The following is an 18,694-nucleotide window of genomic DNA, read 5'->3' on the forward strand; positions in this document are numbered from 1 at the left end:
TGCGGCCTGGGCAACCAGCCTAGGCTTCCTTCCACACCAGCCGGTCGCGCGCGGTGCCGGCCCAGGTCACGGCGCCTGCGAGCAATGCGCCGCCGAGCACGTCGAGCAGCACATGCTGGCGCGTGGCCAGCGTCGAATAGACGATGCCGACGGCCCACAGCACGTTCGCTGCGCGCACCCATGACGGCGCTCCCACGCTGCGCAACTGGTGGCCCAGTTGCACGGCGGCGAGCACCGCGAACGCGACGTGCAGCGACGGAAACGCGTTGCCGCCCGCGTCGGCGCTTTTAAGGAACTGCAGCGCCGGGTACTGCGCCCAGTCGATGCCGAAGGCGGGCACCACCGTCGGGAACAGCCAGAACACCGCGAGGCCCACGGCGGCCATCAGCGTGGCGTCGCGCGCGCAGGCCCACAGCGCGGCCTTGTCCTTGGCGAAGGCCGGCGCCAGCGAGATGTAGAACCACAGCGAAGCGTAGAGCAGCATGGCGTCGTCGCTCACGCCCACCCAGTGGTCCAGCGGCGTGAGCGGCATCACGGTCGGCTCGCCCAGCGGGTTGTGCATCACCCAGAAGTAGAGGAAGAAGAAGCCCGAGATGCCGGCCGTGGTGCCGATCATCTTCACCACCCAGAGCGTTGCGATGCGCCGGCCCAGCGCCAGGTACCAGGGGTCGCAAGGCATGCCGGGCAGGGGGGAGGGAATCGCCGAGCGGGAGTTCACCGGTGCTGCTTTCGGAGGGTTGGGGGGCGCTCCAGCTTAGGCGCGTGCATTGCGTGAACATTGCGTCGTTTGCAAGAAGCGCTCTCCTAGAATGGCCGGCCCTTTCGCTCCCTTCCCTGCGCATCACTGCCTCATGAGAATCCTGCTCGTCGAAGACGAAGTCGACCTGGCGCAAGCCCTGGCCTCGGCGTTGCGGCAGAACCAGGCGGTGGTCGACGTGGCCGGTTCGCTGCGCGAGGCCGAAGAGGCGGCGCTGTGCGCGCAGCACGACGTGATCGTGCTCGACCGCGGCCTGCCCGACGGCGACGGCCTGTCGCTGGTGGCCTTCCTGCGGCACAACGACATTGCCGCCGCGGTGCTGGTGCTCACCGCCATGAGCGACGTGGCCGAGCGCGTGCTGAGCCTGGACGGCGGCGCGGACGACTACCTGGCCAAGCCCTTCTCGATGGACGAGCTGATGGCGCGCGTGCGCGCGCTGGCGCGCCGTCCGGCGGTGCGTGCCCACCTCGTCATGACGCTCGGGCAGCTGCGCTTCGACCACCACATGCGCCAGGCCCATGTGGGCGAGGCGAGCATCACGCTGCCGCGGCGCGAGCTGCTCGTGCTCGAGGCGCTGCTCGAGCACCGCGGACGCACCGTGCTGCGCGCGTCCATGCAGGAGCGCGTATATGGCGACCGGGACGAGATCCAGTCCAACGCGCTCGACACGCACGTCTCGCGCCTGCGCTCCAAGCTCGACAGGGCCGGCGCGCAGGTCGAGATTCATGCGATCCGTGGCGTGGGCTACCTGATCTGCGCGGCCACGCCGCGCGCGGCATGCGCCTGAGCCTGCTGTCGCTGCGCTGGCGGCTGATCTGGAGCCTGATCCTGCTGCAGGTGGTGGTGGGCTCGCTGGTGATGGGCGGCTTTCTCGGGCTGGCGTGGTCGCTGGGCCGCGTGGTCGACGAGACCGGGCAGGAGACGGTGGCCGCCATCCAGCGCGCGCTGCTGCGCGACGCCGACGGCACGCTGTCGGCCGAGCCGACGCCCGAACTCCGGCGGCTGCAGCAGGCCGATCCGTCGCACTGGTTCATCGTGCGCGATGCCCGCGGCGCGGAACTGCGCCGTGGCGAGGTGCCGCCCGAATACCTCAAGCTCCTCGTCGCGTTCGACGGCATGGACCGCGTCGCCATCAACCCCGAGCCCGACAGCACCCGGCCCAAGGCCCGCTTCGAGCGTGTCGAGAGCCGCGCGGGCCCCGTCGCCGTGATGGCGCAGACCGGCGGGCCGCTGACAGTGCGCAACACGCTCAAGGGCACCGGCATCGCCTTCCTGTTCATGGTGGCGCCGATGGCGCTGGTGACCTGCCTGGGCGTGATCCTGGCCACGCCCTTCGTGGTGAAGCGCGGCCTGAAGGGCGTGGTGGCCACCGCCGAGCATGCCGAAGGCATCGACGTGCACGAGCGCACCACGCGGCTGCCGCTGGCGAACGTGGCGAGCGAGATCCGCCCGCTCGTCAATGCCGTGAACCGCGCGTTCGACCGGCTCAACGAGGGCTACGACCGGCAGGAGCGCTTCCTGGCCGACGCCGCGCACGAGCTGCGCACGCCCATCACCACGCTGCAGATCCACATCGAGGGCCTGCCGAACGACCTGCTCAAGGTGAAGCTGATGCAGGCCTCGGCGCGGCTGGCCACGCTGGCCGAGCAACTGCTCGACCTGCAGCGGCTGGACCGCATCGCCTCGCAGGACCGCCAGCAGGTCGACCTGAAGGCGCTGTGCGAGCGCATGGCGGCCGACATTGCGCCGCTGGCCGTCATGAACCGCTGCACGCTCTCGGTCGATGCGCCGCGCCCGCTGTGGGTGCGCGGCGACGCGCCTTCTCTGGAGCGCGCGCTGGCCAACCTGATCCAGAACGCCATCGAGCATGGCGGGCAGGGCTGCGACATCCAGGTGCGGCTGTGGGAGCCCTCTGGCTTCGAGGTGCTGGACTCGGGGCCTGGCATTCCGGAGGCCGACCGCGAGCGCGTGGTGGCGCCGTTCCACCGGCTGGTGCCGCGCGGTCGCGGCGCGGGGCTCGGGCTGCACCTGGTGGCTGAGGTGGCGCGGCTGCACGGTGGGCAGCTCACCATCGGGTCGAGCGAATCGGGTGGGGCGAAGATGCGGTTCGAGCTGAACCTCGGCGCTTAGAAGGAGTACAGGCATGAACACATATGCGATGTCATTCAATTGAATTACACTAAATCCGTTGTTCTTTGACTTGGAGGCCTGCCATGGTCGCAAACGCATTGGTACAGACCCGCATCGACGCTGATGTGAAGGAGCGCGCCACCGCGGTGCTCGACAACATCGGCCTCACCGTCTCGGATGTGATGAGGATCGTTCTGACCCGTGTGGCCAAGGAGGGCGCATTGCCGGCGGGTTTTACCGTCGACGCTGCGGCGCACGACGCCTGGTTCCGAGCCAAGGTGCAGGAGGCCTTGGATGATCCGCGCCCTGCCATCCCCCACGAGAAAGTCGAAGCGCATTTCGCCAGGCGCCGAGTCGCTGCGCGGCTCAAAGCGGGTGAAGGCGACGCGTGAGACTGGAGTGGTCGCCGTTGGCGATGGATGATCGAGAGCGGATTTTCGACTTCATCGAGCAGGACGATCCGCGCGCGGCGATTGCAGTGGACGAGCGCATCGCCGCGCAGATGTTGGTGCTGGTGCGGTTTCCAGAGGGCGGGCGCCCAGGGCGCATCGAAGGGACGCGCGAGCTGATCGTTCGCCGCACGCCGTACATCGTGGCCTACCGGGTTGGAAAGGATCGCGTTCGCATCCTGCGAATTCTTCACAGCGCGCAGCTGTGGCCCGGCGAACTGCCATGAACCTCATCGACCGGCTGCCGGAGCCGACCAACCTCGCCGGCGCACAGGCGCTGATCGCACGCGTGCTGGCGCTGCTCGATGCCGCAGGCGTCCCGATGCGCGCGCCGCCGCCCGAGCCCACCACCTGCTGCGGGCGCGGCTGCAACGGCTGCGTGTGGGAGGGCTGGCTCGCGGCGGTGAACTACTGGCGCGACGAGGCATCGCTGCGCTTGGGCGACGCCCCCGCCGAGCCGCGCCCTGCGCGGCCACGGGCGCCGACCGGAAACTGAATCGGCAGCAGATTCAGGGCGCCTTCGCGCCGGTCATTTCGTTGCTGCCCATTCCCCGGCCGACTGCATGAAGCGATCGGCCGCCTGCAGCTGGGTGGCGCAGATCCATTCGTCCGGCTGGTGCGCCTGCGCGATGTCGCCAGGGCCGCACACCACCGTGGGAATGCCGGCCTGCTGGAAGAAGCCCGCCTCGGTGCCGAACGGCAGGTCGGCCTCCGGCCAGAGCGCGCCGAGTTGGCGCGCGACCGAGACCGCCGCGTCGTTGTTGCGCGTCGACAGCGCGGGCACGCCGGCGACCTGCACGGCCTCGACCGTGACACCGGCGGGAAGGTCCATCAAGGCATTGCGGACCGCATCGCGCACGCGTCGCGCCGCCGCTTCGTCCTGCGAACGGAACTCCCACAAGACCTCGCAGCAGCCCGGCACGATGTTGATGGCGGTGCCGCCGTCGATCCGGCCGATGTTGAGCGTGGCCTCGCTGCCCTGCGTGGCGAAGGCGCGTCGCAGCCCGGCCAGGCAGGTGACCAGGTAGGCGGCAGGCTCGATCGCGCTGGTGCCGAGCGACGGGTCGCTCGAATGCGCGGGCAGTCCGCTGAAGAGCGCACGATGCCCGAAGAAGCCGCGGTGCCTGACGCCGATCCGCATCTGCGTCGGCTCGCCGATGATGGCCACCGCGGGCGCCGCCACCTGCGTCTGCAAGCGGCTCACGAGCTGCGGGACACCGAGGCATCCGACTTCTTCGTCGTAGGAGAACGCAAGGTGGATCGGACGAGCCAGCGCACGCCCTTGCCACGACGGAACGGCCGACAGGCAGGCGGCGATGAAGCCCTTCATGTCCGCCGCGCCGCGGCCGTGAAAGCGACCGTCGCGTTCGACCAGCCTGAAAGGGTCGGAACACCAGTTCTGGTCGGCCACGGGCACCACGTCGCTGTGTCCCGAGAGCACCATGCCGCCCACCGTGTCGGGCCCGATGCTGGCAAGCAGGTTCGCCTTGCGTGCGTCCTCGCTGTGCACGAGGTGCCCCTTCACCCGATGCGCCGCCAGGTAGTCCGCAATCCAATGGATCAGCTCGAGGTTCGATCGGTGCGACGTCGTGTCGAACGCCACCAGGGTTCGCAGGATCTCGACGGTGGTCATCGGTTCGACGGGCATGTGCGGCCTATCTGACCAGCCCGATCCGGATCCTTCGGTTGTGCTGCCCCTTGTTCTCGATCTTCAGGATGCGCAACGGTGCCGATTGCGAGGTCTTCGCGAGATGCGTTCCGCCGCAGGCCTGCCGGTCCAGCCCCACGATTTCGATGATGCGCGTGGTGCCGTCGTCCTGGCTCGGCGGTGCGACCGACCGGCTGCGCAGCACGCCCGGCTCGCGCGCGAGTTCGCTCGCGTCGAGGTACACCGCATTCACCTGCAGTCCGTCGCCAATGAGCGTGTTGAGCTCGGGCTCGAGCTTGCGCAGGTCGTTGTTGTCGGCCTCGGGCAGATCGAAGTCGATGCGGGCGGTGCCGTCGACCGCCATCTGCACGCCGGTCACCAGGGAACCCTCGAAGCGCTGGTAGACCAGCGCGTTGAGGATGTGCAGGCCGGTGTGCAGCTGGCTCATCATGAAGCGGAAGTCGCGGTTCACGTGGGCGACGACTTTCTCCGCGGACATTGCCGGCATGGCGGCGATGTCCGCATCATCGAAGCAGTGCCACGCATGGCGGCCCTCCATCTCGATGCGGGCGATTCTGGCCTCGCCGCCGTTCCATTGCAGCGCGCCGCGATCCGCCAGTTGCCCGCCGCCGCCCGGATAGAAGAAGGACCGGTCGAGCAGAACGGCGTTCGGGCGGCGCGCCACCACGTGGGCTTCGAAGCTGAAGCAGTCGGGCTCGGCATGGCAAAGATAAGGAGACATGAATTCCTCGCTGGCGGAATGTCTAGGAAAACCGGCGCGCGGTCACGATGCCGATCAGGATGACGGCGGCCCCCACGAACTCGGGACCGCTGAGGTATTCGTGAAAGAGCCAGGCGCCGAGCACGGTGGCAATGACGGGCTGTACCAGCAGCGTGATGGAAGACAGCGCCGCCGGGAGCTTGGCCAGCGCGTAGGCGATGAGGCCCTGGCCGCCGACATGGGACACGACCGCCAGCGCCAGCAGCATCAGCATGCCGTGCAGCGTGTGCGGAACCAGCGATTCGCCGCGCAGCAGCGTGATGGGCAACAGCACGATCAGCGTGCCCACGCTGCTCCACGCCATGACGGTCATGGTCCGGTAGTTCGAGCGCACGAGGCTCACCGCCAGCAGGTACGAGCCGTAGAAGACCGCCGTCAGCAGACCCAGCAGATTGCCGGTCATGTAGTTCGAGCCGAAGTCGAGCCGATGGCCGATCAGGATGAATGCGCCGGCCAATGCGAACAGCATGCCGAACAGGAAGCCTGAACTGAATTTCTTGGCCAGGAACAACCTGGACCCGAGCACCACGAAGATCGGCGCAAGATTGGCCAGCAGATTCGAATTGGCCAGCGTGGTCAGCGTCATCGACCAGTGATAGAGCGCCAGATTCCCCGAAAAAATGAACCCGACCAGGATGAGCCTGATCGGAATGCCCGGCATGTTCTCGGGTTTCGAAAGGGTCGTGCCCACAGGCTCGGCTCTTGCGGCAAGCCTGTCGAGCAGGAAGAAGATGGGAATGGCGAGCGCCACCCGATACACCGCGCTGGCCGTTGGCGGCAATTCGCTGTGCCGGAGAAAAACGCCGCCCAGTGCCAACGCCGCCGCGCCGAGCAGCAGCGCCACGAAGGACAGGAAATTACTTTTCGAGGCAGCCGGTAGTGCAATGGATGTCGTCATGTTTCGTCGAGGCGCGACCGGGTCTTGACCGATCGGGCCCGTCGGTTTGTTTTTGAACGATCGAGAAAGCGGGGCGAAGTCTCGATGCGCTTCACGATAGCCAGCGCGCAGGTGCCCGTATTGGCAAAAATTGCGCGGCGCAGGAGCGGGACGCCCTCAGCGCGCGGCGCGAGGGCTGCTGCAACCCTCCGTCAGCGTGCCCGTGCGCGGACGTACTGCAGAGGCGTCATGCCGAAGGTGCGCTTGAAATGCCGGGTAAGGGCGCTCTGGTCGTAGAAGCCGCTTGCAACGGCGGCTTCGATCAGCGGCCTGCCTGCGGCGAGCTGAGCGATGGCGGCCCTGAGCCGCAGCTGCGTCAGGTAGGCGTGCGGCGTCAGTCCGATCAACCGGTTGAATGCGCCGATCAACTGGAACGGGGTGAGCGCGGCGGCTGCCGCCATCTGTTCGAGGGTCAATCGCTCCGAGAAGGCGTCGTGCAGCAGTTCCAGCACGGGCGCCAGCACGCGGGCGTCCGCGGGTACCGGTAGCACGCGTTGCCCTGGCTGTGCGTGGCTCTGGAAGAGCGTGCCGAAGCTGTGGACGAACAGCTCCTGCCGGCGTAACGGATCCCACTGCGCGCTGTGTCCGTCGAAGGCGCGATGCAGTTCCAGGAAGCTGGCGATCAGGTGCGGGTCGCGCAGGACGTTCGACCCGAAGTACCGGGTCTGGTCGATGCCCAGCGCGGTCATCAGGTGCCTGATGCCCGGCTCGGCCAGGTAGACAGAGCGGTAGCGCCAGCGCGCGCTGCCGCCCATGCGTCCCGAGTGGGGTTCGGCCGGGTTGAACACGAGCAACGCTTGCTGATTGGCAACGCCCGTTCGGCCGCGGCTCCTGAATTCGGACCCGCCGACCTCGGTGACCGCGATCACGAAGGAATGGTGCACGTGGGGCGCGTACTCGTGGGTGGTGAAGTCCGCATGCAGCATGTCCATGCCCGGCAGGTCGGGCACTTGCCAGTAGCGCGATGTGTTCAGCGGGTCCAGCTTGGCCAAGGAAGCCTCCGTGTGGATCGGCCGTTGCACTTCGGGCACGCAACGGCTGTGCCATTGTGTCGGTTCGGCGGGACGCGCGGCTTCGTGCCGCCTCGGCGCGGCGCTTCAGTGCCCGCGCGTTTCCCAGAACCCGCGGTGCGTGTCGATCATCTCATCGGCCACTTCAGCCACCGGCCCGATGACCTCGATGCGCTTCTGGCCGCGCGCGAACACCTCGCGGCGGGGCAGGCTCAGCGTGGGGTTCTCGGGGTGGTCGCCGGTGAGCGCGAGCAGCGCCGATTCTTCCGCGCCGTAGACGATGCGCCCGATGTTCGCCCAGTAGCTCGTGCCCGCGCACATGGCGCAGGGCTCGAAGGTGGTCACCAGGGTGCATTGCCACAGGTAGTCGGCCGGCCAGTTCAGCGCCGCGTGGCGCGCGAGCGTGGCCTCGGCGTGGTGCACGGTGTCGATGTTGCCCTGCTCGGCGAGGATGGTTTCGCCGTCGGGCGCGACCAGCACGGCGCCGAAGGGATGGCGGCCCATGGCCATCGCGCGCCGTGCCACCTCGTTTGCGCGACGCAGCGCGCGAATCATCTGGTCGTGGGTCATTCGCACATTATTGGTTCTGCGAACCGCGGTGCGCCCAGCCCGTGGTGTGCTTCTCGATCACGCTGAACAGTTCGTACATCAGCATGGCCATCGCGCCCACCACCATCAGGCCCGCGAAGGCCAGGCCCATCTGCATGGCCGAGCCGGCGGAAATCAGCAGGTAGCCGATGCCTTCGTTCGCGGCCGTCATCTCGCTCACCGTGGTGCCGACGAAGGCCAGCGTGATCGCGACCTTCAGCGAGCCGAAGAAGTAGGGCATGGAGCGCGGCAGGCCGATCTTCATGAGCACGTCCCAGCGCTTGGCGCCCAGCACGCGCAGCACGTCTTCGAGTTCGGGCTCCAGAGTGGCAAGGCCAGTGGCGATGTTGACCATGATCGGAAAGAAGCTGATCAAGAAGGCCGTGAGAATCGCCGGCCCCGCGCCGATGCCGAACCACACCACCAGGATGGGCACGAAGGCGGCCTTGGGCAGCGCGTTGAAGGCCGTCATCAGCGGATACACCGCCGCATACGCGATGCGCGAACTGCCGATGACGAAACCCAGCAGCACGCCCACCACAATGGCCAGGCCAAAGCCCGCCATCGTGACCCAGAAGGTGCGCCATGCATGGCCCGCGATGATTTCCTTGTATTCCCAGAACTGGCTCCAGATGCGCAAGGGGCTCGGAAAAATGAAGTCCGACACCTCGAAGCCCGCGCAGACGATTTGCCACAGCAGCAGCACCGCGACCAGCAGCAGCCAAGGGGACCAGCGTTCGATCTGCTTCGTGTTTTTCATGCGGAGGCTCCCGCGGCGGCCGTTTGCGCGGCGCTGATGCCGGTGTTCCGGATGGCGCCGATGTGCCCGCGCAGCTCCAGCACGATGTCGGTGAACTCCTTGGTGTAGGTGAGCTCCAGCTCGCGCGGGCGCGGCAGCTCGATGTCGCGCTTCACCACGAAGCGCCCCGGGCTCTTGCTCATCACGTACACCGTGTCGGCCAGGAACACCGATTCGCGCAGGTCGTGCGTGACCAGGATCACGTTGAACTGCTGCTCGGTCCACAGGTCGCGCAGGATGCACCAGAGCTCTTCGCGCGTGAACGCGTCGAGCGCGCCGAAGGGCTCGTCGAGCAGCAGCATCTTGGGCTCGTGGATGAGCGCGCGGCAAATGCTCGCGCGCTGCTGCATGCCGCCCGAGAGCTGCCACGGAAACTTGTCTTCATAGCCCGCCAGGCCCACCTTCTGCAGCAGCTTGCGCGCGCGCTCCACGTATTCCTTGCGCTTGGCCTTGAAGCTGGAGCGGTAGGGCTCCACGATTTCCAGCGGCAGCAGCACGTTGTCGACCGTGGTGCGCCACGGCAGCAGCGACGGCGCCTGAAAGGCCATGCCCGAGATCTTGAGCGGGCCCGTCACCGGCTGCCCGTCGATGCGGATCTTGCCCATCGAGGGCATCTTCAGCCCCGTGGTGAGCTTCATGAAGGTCGACTTGCCGCAGCCCGAGGGGCCGACGATGGCGATGAACTCGCCGCGCTTGACCTTCAGGTCGATGGCCTCGACCGCGAAGTGGTTCTCGCGCAGCAGCTCTTCGTTGTAGGCGAGCCAGACGTCCTGGAAATCGACGAAGGGGGCGTCCGCCTGCAATGCGCCGCTTGCCATCACTTCTTCAGCACGTTCAGTTCGGCCGCCGGCGGCAGCAGGGCCGCGGTCCACACCGCGTCGGGGCTCACGCGCGTCTTGGTGTTGAACGCGTCCGACACCTGCGAGGCCATCAGCGACATGCGGCCCGCGTTGACCGCGCCGAAGCCTTCGGCGCGCGCGTCGGCGCTGTTGATGACGGTGTCGATGGCCAGCTGCAGGCGGCGCGTTTCGAGCTTGCTGTCGATGATGCCGTCGCGCGCCTTCACCGACTCGATGGCCACGGCCGGGTTGGCAATGACTTCCTTCGCGCCCTTGGCGAAGGCCGAGAGGAACTTCTTCACCGCCTCGGGGTGTTCCTTGATGAGCTTGGGCGACGCGATGATCACGTTGCCGTACAGCTTCACGCCGTAGTCGGGGTAGGGGAGCACCACCACGTCGGCCGTCTTGGCGCCGCGCGCCTCCAGGTTCAGCAGCGAGGTGAAGGTGAAACCGGTGATGGCATCGACGTCGCCGCGCATCAGCATGGTTTCGCGCAGCGTCGGGTCCATGGCGGTCCAGTTGACCGCGCCGATGTTGTTGGCCTTGGCGAAGATCGGGAACGCGCGGCGGCCCGCGTCGAACACCGGCGCGCCCAGCTTCTTGCCGGCGAGGTCGGCCGGCTTGGTGATGCCGCTCTTCTTGAGCGCCATGACCGAGGCGGGCGTGTTGTTGTAGACCATCATCACCGCGACCGGCTTGTTCGGGCTGTCGGGGTTGTTGGCGTGGAATTCCATCAGCGCCGCAAGGTCGGCAAAGCCCATGTCGTAGGCGCCCGAGGCCACCCGCGTGACGGTGCCGCCCGAGCCGTTGCCCGCGTCGATGCTCACGTCGAGGCCGGCGGCCTTGAAGTAGCCCTTGGCCGCGGGGTGCAGGAACAGCGCGGCCGGTCCTTCGAAGCGCCAGTCGAGCTGGAACTTGATCGGCGTCGGGGCCTGCGCGAAGGCCGACGTGAGGCCGAAGCTGAGGGCCGAGGCGGCGAGGAAGGACTGGAGCAGGTGGCGCTTGTTCATGCGGGATCGATCCGTGAAAGGTGAATGCAAGGGAGGTCATCGGCATTCAAGCAAAAACGGTGCCCGCACGTGATTGGTGCGAACCCTTCCCGTGAATCACGGCGGTGCGATATTTGCACTCTTCAAGGGATGTTCAGACCAAATATCGTCGGTTCCAGCGGGTTGATGCACCGAAACCGAGCCAATTCTGAACTCCCGCTCACGCCGCCTATTTGTCCACCGTCACCTTCGCCACCGCCAGCGCCGTCATGTTGATGATCCGGCGCACCGTCGACGACGGCGTCAGCACGTGCGCCGAGCTGGCCGCGCCCAGCAGCACCGGCCCGACCGTGATGCCGTTGGCACCGGTCATCTTCAGCACGTTGTAGAGGATGTGCGCCGAATCCAGGTTCGGGCACACCAGCAGGTTGGCTTCGCCGCTGAGCGTGGTCTCGGGCAGGGCAGTGCGGCGAATGTCTTCCGACAGCGCCGCGTCGCCGTGCATCTCGCCGTCGCATTCGATGTCGGGCGCCATCTGCGCGAACAGGTCGCGCGCCAGGCGCATCTTGCGGGCTGAGCCGCGGCTGGAGGTGCCGTAGTTCGAGTGCGACAGGAAGGCCACCTTCGGCGGCAGGCCGAAGCGGCGCACTTCCTCGGCGGCCATCACCGCGATGCTGGCCAGCAGCTCGGCGGTCGGGTCTTCGTTCACGTTGGTGTCGGTGATGAACACGGTGCGCTTGTCCAGCGTCAGCGCGTTCAGCGTGGCGAAGCCCGGCGCGCCGCGCTTCAGGCCGATCACGTTGCGGATGTGCTCCAGGTGCACGTCGAAGCGCCCGACCAGGCCGCACACCATGGCGTCGGCGTCGCCCAGGTGCAGCATCAGCGCGGCAATGGTGGTGTTGGAGCGGCGCACCAGGGTCTTGGCGGCCTCGGGCGTCACGCCGCGGCGGCCCATGAGCTTGTGATAGCCCTCCCAGTAGGTGCGAAAGCGCGGATCGTCCTCGGGGTTGACGATCTCGAAGTCGGTGCCCGCGCGGATGTGCAGGCCGGCCTTCAGGATGCGCGCCTCGATCACTGCGGGACGGCCCACCAGGATCGGGCGGGCCAGGCCCTCGTCCACGGCCCACTGGGCGGCGCGCAGCACGCGCTCGTCTTCACCTTCGGCGTAGGCCACGCGCTTGGCGGTGGCCAGCTTGGCGGCGGTGAACACCGGTCGCATGAACATGCCGGTCTGGTAGACGAAGCGCGTCAGGTGCTGGCGGTAGGCCTCCATGTCTTCGATCGGGCGGGTCGCCACGCCCGACGCGGCGGCGGCGCGGGCCACGGCCGGCGCGATGCGCAGGATCAGGCGCGAGTCGAAGGGCTTGGGAATGATGTAGTCGGGTCCGAAGGCCAGCTCCTGGCCGGCGTAGGCGGTGGCCACCTCTTCGCTGATGTCTGCCTTGGTCAGGTCGGCGATCTCGCGCACGCAGGCCAGCTTCATTTCTTCCGTGATCTTGGTGGCGCCGCAGTCCAGCGCGCCGCGGAAGATGTACGGAAAGCACAGCACGTTGTTGACCTGGTTCGGGTAGTCCGAACGGCCCGTGGCAATGATGCAGTCGGGCCGCACGGCCTTGGCCAGCTCGGGGCGAATTTCGGGCTCGGGGTTGGCCAGCGCCAGGATGATGGGCTGCGTGCCCATGGTCTTGACCATCTCGGCGCTCATGACGCCGGGGGCCGAGCAGCCGAGGAACACATCGGCGTCCTTCACCACGTCGGCCAGGGTGCGCGCGCCGGTGTCCTGCTGGGCGTAGCGCGCCTTCGATTCGTCGAAGCCGCCCGCGCGCCCCGCATAGATCAGGCCCTTGGAGTCGCAGGCGTAGATGTTGGCAGGCTTGGCGCCCAGGCCGACCATCACGTCCAGGCAGGCGATGGCGGCGGCGCCGGCGCCCGACACGGCGATCTTCACGTTCTCGATCGTCTTGCCGACCAGCTCCAGCCCGTTGAGCAGCGCGGCGGCCGAGATGATGGCCGTGCCGTGCTGGTCGTCGTGGAACACCGGAATGTTCATGCGCTCGCGCAGCTTCTTCTCGATGTAGAAGCACTCCGGCGCCTTGATGTCTTCCAGGTTGATGCCGCCCAGCGTGGGCTCCAGCGCCGCAATGATGTCGACCAGCTTGTCGGGGTCGTTCTCGGCCAGCTCGATGTCGAACACGTCGATGCCGGCGAATTTCTTGAACAGGCAGCCCTTGCCCTCCATCACCGGCTTGGCGGCCAGCGGACCGATGTTGCCCAGGCCCAGCACGGCCGTGCCGTTGGTGATGACGCCCACCAGGTTGCCGCGCGCCGTGTATTCGTTGGCCAGCGAGGGGTCGGCCGCGATGTCCAGGCAGGGGTACGCCACGCCCGGCGAATAGGCCAGCGACAGGTCGCGCTGGTTCAGCAGGGGCTTGGTCGGGGTGATCGAGATCTTGCCCTTGACGGGCGAGCGGTGGTATTCGCGCGCTGCCTCGCGAAGTGCTTCTTCTGCGGGGGAAAGGGGTGCAGCCATGAAAGTCTCCTTGGTTCGGACGGGCAACGAGGCTACCGCAAAAGCGCGGCTTGTTCTTGCGGGGGACATGCCGAAAACGCCTGAACCCATCGCTTGCGCGGGGCCAGGACGGACGGTTCGCTAAACTCCGCGGCTGTTAACCACAGTTAAAAACGGTTAGCGGACCATCGTCAATCACATCTAAAAAAATGACAACGGAGGGCAGCGCATGACACCCGGAGCTTTCACCACCACCGACCCCGACGTCGTGGTCATCGGCGGCGGCCCTGCGGGCTCCACCGTGGCCGCGCTGCTGGCGGACAAGGGGCATGACGTGGTGTTGATCGAGAAGGCGCAACACCCGCGCTTTCACATCGGCGAGTCGCTGCTGCCCATGAACATGCCGCTGTTCGACCGGCTGGGCGTGCGCACCGAGGTCGAGGCCATCGGCCTCAGGAAGCACGGCGCCGAGTTCGTCTCGCCCTGGCACGATCACACCAGCCATTTCGACTTCGGCCAGGCGATGGACAAGAGCTTTCCGTACGCGGTGCACGTGCGCCGCTCCGAACTCGACGAGCTGCTGTTCCGCCACGCCGGCAAGCGCGGCGCGCGCACCTTCGAGGGGCAGCGCGTCACGGGCGTGGACATGGACGCCGGCAAGGGCACGCCCGACAACCGGCCGGCGGTGAAGGTCAGGGCCGACGACGGCACCGAGACCGCCTGGCGCCCGCGCTTCGTGATCGACGCCAGCGGGCGCGACACGCTGCTTTCGAACCAGTTCGACGTGAAGCAGCGCAACCGCAAGCACGCCAGCGCCGCGCTGTACGGCCACTTCGCCAACGCCGAGCGCCGGCCGGGCCGCTTCGAGGGCAACATTTCGCTGTTCTGGTTCGACCATGGCTGGTTCTGGTACATCCCGCTGAAAGACGGCACGGTGAGCGTGGGCGCGGTGGCGTCGCCCGCCTACTTCAAGCGCCGCAAGGGCTCGCTCGAAGACTTCCTGATGGAAACCATCGCGCTCGCGCCCAAGCTGGCCGCGCGTCTTGCGAACGCCATGCTGATGGAGGGCGCCACCTCCACCGGCAACTACGCCTACGACGCCGAGTTCTGCCGCGGCGACCGCTTCATGATGGTGGGCGACGCCTATGCCTTCGTCGACCCGATGTTCTCCTCGGGTGTGTACCTGGCGATGAACAGCGGGTTCGAGGCGGCCACTGCAGCCGACCTGTGGTTGAAGGGCGAGGCGAAGGAGGCCGAGCGCGCTTTCCGCCATTACGAGAAGGTCATGAAGCACGGGCCGAAGATGTTCTCGTGGTTCATCTACCGCATCACCTCGCCGGCCATCCGGCGCCTGTTCATGGCGCCGCGCAACATCTGGCGCATGCAGGAAGCCTTGCTGTCCATATTGGCCGGCGACCTGTTCCGCGACACGCCCATCGGGCCGCGCTTCTGGGGCTTCAAGCTGACGTACTACGTGTCGTGCATCGGCATCCTGCCGCAGGCCGTGAAGACCTGGGCATGGCGCCGGCGCAACCTGAAAGAGTCGCTGGACGCGGCGAAGAATTAGCTCGCCCCCAGGCTTCGCGCACTACGTGTCGCTTCTCCTCCCCCCTACCGGGGGCAACACCTGAGGCCCGGCAAAGCCGGTTCCTCGGTGTTTCGCGATCAATCCGGGGACACCTTGTGCTGTGCCAGCGCTTCGAGCGCGCGCACCAGCGCCGAGTGGTCCAGCTGGCCGTAGCCCAGCGCCGCGCACGCGTTCATCAGTTGCGCGGCCCCCGCCGTCTGCGGCAGCGCCACGCCCAGCGTGCGCGCGCTCTGCAGCGCCAGGTTCAGGTCCTTCTGGTGCAGCGAAATGCGGAACCCCGGCGCGAAGGTGCGCTTGATCATGCGTTCGCCGTGCACCTCCAGAATGCGCGAGCTCGCGAAACCGCCCATCAGCGCCTGGCGCACGCGCGCCGGATCGGCACCGGCCTTCGCGGCGAACACCAGCGCCTCGCTCACCGCCGCGATGTTCAACGCCACGATGATCTGGTTGGCCACCTTGCACACCTGGCCGTCGCCCACGCCGCCCACCAGCGTCACGTTCTTGCCCATCCTGTCGAGCAACGGCTTCACGCGCTCGAAGCTGCCTTCGTCGCCGCCGCACATGATCGTCAGGCTCGCGGCCTTGGCGCCCACCTCGCCGCCCGACACGGGTGCATCGACATAGCCGGCGCCCGCCGCGGCGATGCGGCGCGCAAAGTCCTTGGTGGCAATCGGGTCGATGGAGCTGCAGTCCACCACGATCTTCCCGCTCGAGCCCTTCAGGCCCGCGGCCACGCCTTCCTTGCCCGGCTCGCCGAACAGCACCTTCTCCACGTCGGGCGTGTCGGGCACCATGATGAAGACGATGTCCGACTGGCGCGTGACTTCGGCGGCCGAGGCACAGATGGTGGCCTTCGACACGAAGGGCTCCGGCGTGTTGCCGTGCGTGTTCACGAACAGCTGGTGGCCCGCGTCGAGCAGGTGGCCCGCCATGGGCGCGCCCATGATGCCGAGGCCGATGAATCCGATTTTTTGTTGTGTCGTCATGTCTCTGGGTCCTGTGTGGTTCATTGCTTTTGCGTGAGCGCTTCGCGCCAGCCGAGGCCGTCGACTGTGTCGCTGCGGGGCTTGTATTCGCAGCCGATCCAGCCGCCGTAGCCCAGCCCGTCGATGTGCCTGAACAGCCACGGGTAGTTGATTTCTCCCGTGCCCGGTTCGCCGCGGCCGGGGTTGTCGGCCAGCTGGATGTGGCCGATGCGCGCCAGGTGCTTCGTGAGCGTGTTGCCCAGCTCGCCTTCCATGCGCTGTGCGTGGTAGATGTCGTACTGCACGCGCAGGTTGGCCGAGCCGACCTCGTCGATCAGCGCCAGCGCCTGGTCGGTGCGCGTGAGAAAGAAGCCGGGAATGTCGAAGGTGTTGATGGGCTCGATCAGCAGACGCAGGCCCGCCGCTTCCAGTTCTCGCGCGGCGATGCGCAGGTTGCCGACCACCGTGCGGTGCGCCGCTTCCTTGCTCACGCCTTCAGGCACTTTGCCGACAAGGCAGTTCACCTGCGGGCAGCCGAGCGCGCTCGCGTAGTCGATGGCCATGCCGATGCCTTCGATGAATTCGCCCGTGCGCTCGGGGTGGCAGGCGATGCCGCGCTCGCCCTGGTCCCAGTCGCCGGCCGGCAGGTTGTGCAGCACCTGCTGCAGGCCGTTGGCGCGCAGGGCGGCCGTGAGTTCCTTCTTCTCGAACGCGTAGGGAAAGAGGTACTCCACCCCCTCGAAGCCTGCCTTGGCGGCGGCCTCGAAGCGTTGCATGAAGGGCAGCTCGGTGAAGAGCATCGTGAGGTTGGCTGCGAACTTGGGCATGTCTTTCCTTTTCAATCCAGCATCGCCACGGCCAGCGCGGTGGGTGCGTCGACCGTGCTCTCGGCCAGCGGTTCGAATTCGTTGATGGCGTCGATCTCGGTGCCCATCGCGATGTTGGTCACGCGCTCCAGCATCACCTCGATCACCACCGGCACGCTGAACTCGGCCATCAGCGCTTCGGCGCGCGCGATGGCGGGCGCCATCTCTTCCTGCTTGCACACGCGAATGGCCTTGCAGCCCAGGCCTTCGACCACCTTCATGTGGTCCACGCCGTAGCTGCGCTCGATGCCGCTGTCGGGCGCCGCGTTGATGTTGTCGAACGCGAGCTGCACGCAGTAGTCCATCTCGAAGCCGCGCTGCGCCTGGCGAATGAGCCCGAGGTAGGAGTTGTTGACCACGATGTGCAGGTACGGCAGCTTGAACTGCGCACCCACGGCCAGCTCTTCGATCATGAACTGGAAGTCGTAGTCGCCCGAGAGCGCGACGATCTTGCGCGTGGGGTCTGCCGCACGCACGCCCAGCGCGGCGGGAATGGTCCAGCCCAGCGGGCCGGCTTGGCCGCAGTTGATCCAGTGGCGCGGGTTGTACACGTGCAGGAACTGCGCCGCCGCAATCTGCGACAGGCCGATGGTGCTCACGTAGCAGGTGTCGCGGTCCAGGTGGTTGTTCATGCACTGGTACACGCGCTGCGGCTTCATCGGCACGTCGGCGAAGTTGGTCTTGCGCAGCATCGTCTTCTTGCGCTCGCGGCATTCGCCGGCCCATGCGCCGCGGTTCGGGAGCTTGCCCGCGGCCTTCATCTCCTCGGCCACTTCCACGAAGAGCTGCAGCGCGGCCTTGGCGTCCGACACGATGCCGAAGTCGGGCGTGAACACCCGGCCGATCTGCGTGGGCTCGATGTCCACGTGCACGAAGGTGCGGCCCTTGGTGTAGACCTCGACCGAGCCCGTGTGGCGGTTGGCCCAGCGGTTGCCGATGCCCAGCACGAAGTCGCTCGCCAGCAGGGTCGCGTTGCCGTAGCGGTGGCTGGTCTGCAGGCCGCACATGCCGGCCATCAGCGGGTGGTCGTCGGCAATGGCGCCCCAGGCCATCAGCGTGGGAATCACCGGCACGCCGGTGGCTTCGGCGAAGCGCACCAGCAGGTCGGCCGCGTCGGCGTTGATGACGCCGCCGCCGGCCACGATCAGCGGGCGCTCGGCCGCGTTCAGCATGCCCAGGGCTTTTTCGATCTGGGCGCGCGTGGCGGCCGGCTTGTAGGGCACGAGCGGCTGGTAGGCGTCGATGTCGAACTCGATCTGCGCCATCTGCACGTCGAAGGGCAGGTCGACGAGCACCGGGCCCGGTCGGCCCGAGCGCATCAGGTGAAAGGCCTGCTGAAAGACTTGCGGCACCTGGCCGGGCTCGCGCACCGTGACCGACCACTTGGTGACGGGCTTGGAGATCGACTCGATGTCCACCGCCTGGAAGTCTTCCTTGTACAGGCGCGCACGCGGCGCCTGGCCGGTGATGCACAGGATGGGAATGGAGTCGGCCCAGGCCGAGTACAGCCCCGTGATCATGTCGGTGCCCGCCGGCCCCGAGGTGCCGATGCACACGCCGATGTTGCCGGCCACGGCCCGCGTGTAGCCCTCGGCCATGTGCGAGGCGCCCTCGACGTGGCGCGCCAGGATGTGCGCGATGCTGCCGCGCTGGCGCAGCGCCGCATACAGCGGGTTGATCGCCGCGCCCGGCACGCCGAAGGCCTGCGTCACGCCTTCCTTTTCCATCACCAGCACCGCGGCCTGGATCGCTGTCATCTTTGCCATTTGCATGTCTCCTTGAGGTGGGCCCACTGTAGGAAGCGGGGCAGGTTCGAAGAAGACGGCTGCGGGCCATAAA

19 protein-coding genes are annotated in these 18,694 nt (G+C 67.3%); 6 read left to right on the forward strand and 13 right to left on the reverse strand.

Features of this window, described 5'->3' with window-relative positions; all coding sequences use genetic code 11:
- Positions 1 to 19: 19 nt before the first annotated feature.
- Positions 20 to 718 carry a phosphatase PAP2 family protein gene (locus ACSFA5_RS04745; protein ID WP_435442859.1) on the reverse strand — a complete coding sequence of 233 codons (699 nt, stop codon included), beginning with the start codon at positions 716 to 718 and terminating at the stop codon, positions 20 to 22.
- A gap of 133 nt (positions 719 to 851) precedes the next feature.
- Between ACSFA5_RS04745 and ACSFA5_RS04750 the strand changes: the two genes are divergently transcribed.
- The 5 genes from ACSFA5_RS04750 to ACSFA5_RS04770 all read left to right on the forward strand — a co-directional run bounded on the left by ACSFA5_RS04750 (position 852) and on the right by ACSFA5_RS04770 (position 3,832).
- The gene (locus ACSFA5_RS04750) at positions 852 to 1,544 is read left to right on the forward strand and encodes a response regulator transcription factor (RefSeq protein ID WP_435442860.1); all 693 of its coding nucleotides are present in this window, start codon (positions 852 to 854) and stop codon (positions 1,542 to 1,544) included.
- Positions 1,535 to 2,887, forward strand: coding sequence for a sensor histidine kinase (locus tag ACSFA5_RS04755; RefSeq protein WP_435442861.1), 1,353 nt, complete (start codon positions 1,535 to 1,537; stop codon positions 2,885 to 2,887). The genes ACSFA5_RS04750 and ACSFA5_RS04755 overlap by 10 nt, the downstream gene beginning before the upstream one ends.
- A gap of 83 nt (positions 2,888 to 2,970) precedes the next feature.
- Positions 2,971 to 3,279: a type II toxin-antitoxin system RelB family antitoxin gene (relB, locus tag ACSFA5_RS04760; protein ID WP_435442862.1), complete on the forward strand. Its 309-nt coding sequence runs from the start codon at positions 2,971 to 2,973 to the stop codon at positions 3,277 to 3,279.
- Positions 3,276 to 3,563 carry a type II toxin-antitoxin system RelE/ParE family toxin gene (locus tag ACSFA5_RS04765; protein WP_435442863.1) on the forward strand — a complete coding sequence of 96 codons (288 nt, stop codon included), beginning with the start codon at positions 3,276 to 3,278 and terminating at the stop codon, positions 3,561 to 3,563. The genes relB and ACSFA5_RS04765 overlap by 4 nt, the downstream gene beginning before the upstream one ends.
- Positions 3,560 to 3,832 (forward strand): oxidoreductase-like domain-containing protein, encoded by a 273-nt coding sequence (locus tag ACSFA5_RS04770; protein ID WP_435442864.1) that lies wholly within the window; start codon positions 3,560 to 3,562, stop codon positions 3,830 to 3,832. The genes ACSFA5_RS04765 and ACSFA5_RS04770 overlap by 4 nt, the downstream gene beginning before the upstream one ends.
- Positions 3,833 to 3,865: 33 nt before the next feature.
- Here the strand turns inward: ACSFA5_RS04770 and argE are convergent, their stop codons facing one another.
- The 9 genes from argE to ACSFA5_RS04815 form a co-directional block, all read right to left on the reverse strand.
- Positions 3,866 to 4,984: an acetylornithine deacetylase gene (gene argE, locus ACSFA5_RS04775; protein WP_435442865.1), complete on the reverse strand. Its 1,119-nt coding sequence runs from the start codon at positions 4,982 to 4,984 to the stop codon at positions 3,866 to 3,868.
- 7 nt (positions 4,985 to 4,991) lie between these two features.
- Positions 4,992 to 5,726, reverse strand: coding sequence for an alanyl-tRNA editing protein (locus tag ACSFA5_RS04780; RefSeq protein WP_435442866.1), 735 nt, complete (start codon positions 5,724 to 5,726; stop codon positions 4,992 to 4,994).
- Positions 5,727 to 5,748: 22 nt separating this feature from the next.
- Positions 5,749 to 6,663 (reverse strand): DMT family transporter, encoded by a 915-nt coding sequence (locus tag ACSFA5_RS04785; protein WP_435442867.1) that lies wholly within the window; start codon positions 6,661 to 6,663, stop codon positions 5,749 to 5,751.
- Between the two features lie 191 nt (positions 6,664 to 6,854).
- Positions 6,855 to 7,694: an AraC family transcriptional regulator gene (locus tag ACSFA5_RS04790; protein WP_435442868.1), complete on the reverse strand. Its 840-nt coding sequence runs from the start codon at positions 7,692 to 7,694 to the stop codon at positions 6,855 to 6,857.
- Positions 7,695 to 7,799: 105 nt separating this feature from the next.
- Positions 7,800 to 8,282 carry a nucleoside deaminase gene (locus ACSFA5_RS04795; RefSeq protein WP_435442869.1) on the reverse strand — a complete coding sequence of 161 codons (483 nt, stop codon included), beginning with the start codon at positions 8,280 to 8,282 and terminating at the stop codon, positions 7,800 to 7,802.
- Between the two features lie 7 nt (positions 8,283 to 8,289).
- The gene (locus tag ACSFA5_RS04800) at positions 8,290 to 9,060 is read right to left on the reverse strand and encodes an ABC transporter permease (RefSeq protein ID WP_435442870.1); all 771 of its coding nucleotides are present in this window, start codon (positions 9,058 to 9,060) and stop codon (positions 8,290 to 8,292) included.
- Positions 9,057 to 9,917 carry an ABC transporter ATP-binding protein gene (locus ACSFA5_RS04805; RefSeq protein ID WP_435442871.1) on the reverse strand — a complete coding sequence of 287 codons (861 nt, stop codon included), beginning with the start codon at positions 9,915 to 9,917 and terminating at the stop codon, positions 9,057 to 9,059. Before ACSFA5_RS04805 ends, ACSFA5_RS04800 begins: the two co-directional genes overlap by 4 nt.
- Positions 9,917 to 10,948, reverse strand: coding sequence for an ABC transporter substrate-binding protein (locus tag ACSFA5_RS04810; protein ID WP_435442872.1), 1,032 nt, complete (start codon positions 10,946 to 10,948; stop codon positions 9,917 to 9,919). Before ACSFA5_RS04810 ends, ACSFA5_RS04805 begins: the two co-directional genes overlap by 1 nt.
- A 208-nt stretch (positions 10,949 to 11,156) precedes the next feature.
- Positions 11,157 to 13,457, reverse strand: a complete 2,301-nt coding sequence (locus ACSFA5_RS04815; RefSeq protein ID WP_435442873.1) for an NADP-dependent malic enzyme — start codon at positions 13,455 to 13,457, stop codon at positions 11,157 to 11,159.
- Positions 13,458 to 13,665: 208 nt separating this feature from the next.
- Between ACSFA5_RS04815 and ACSFA5_RS04820 the strand changes: the two genes are divergently transcribed.
- Complete coding sequence (locus ACSFA5_RS04820; protein WP_435442874.1) at positions 13,666 to 15,003, forward strand: NAD(P)/FAD-dependent oxidoreductase; 1,338 nt, start codon at positions 13,666 to 13,668, stop codon at positions 15,001 to 15,003.
- Positions 15,004 to 15,101: 98 nt separating this feature from the next.
- On the opposite strand, the gene ACSFA5_RS04825 is transcribed toward ACSFA5_RS04820, so the two are convergent.
- The 3 genes from ACSFA5_RS04825 to gcl are packed head-to-tail and all read right to left on the reverse strand — an operon-like array spanning position 15,102 to position 18,621.
- Complete coding sequence (locus ACSFA5_RS04825) at positions 15,102 to 16,010, reverse strand: 2-hydroxy-3-oxopropionate reductase (RefSeq protein ID WP_435442875.1); 909 nt, start codon at positions 16,008 to 16,010, stop codon at positions 15,102 to 15,104.
- 20 nt (positions 16,011 to 16,030) lie between these two features.
- A complete protein-coding gene (hyi, locus tag ACSFA5_RS04830; protein WP_435442876.1) occupies positions 16,031 to 16,816 on the reverse strand; it encodes a hydroxypyruvate isomerase in 786 nt (261 codons plus the stop codon).
- Between the two features lie 11 nt (positions 16,817 to 16,827).
- The gene (gene gcl / locus ACSFA5_RS04835) at positions 16,828 to 18,621 is read right to left on the reverse strand and encodes a glyoxylate carboligase (protein WP_435442877.1); all 1,794 of its coding nucleotides are present in this window, start codon (positions 18,619 to 18,621) and stop codon (positions 16,828 to 16,830) included.
- Positions 18,622 to 18,694 lie beyond the last annotated feature (73 nt).

It is taken from the genome of Variovorax monticola (genome assembly GCF_051216855.1).
GTDB lineage: Bacteria > Pseudomonadota > Gammaproteobacteria > Burkholderiales > Burkholderiaceae_C > Variovorax.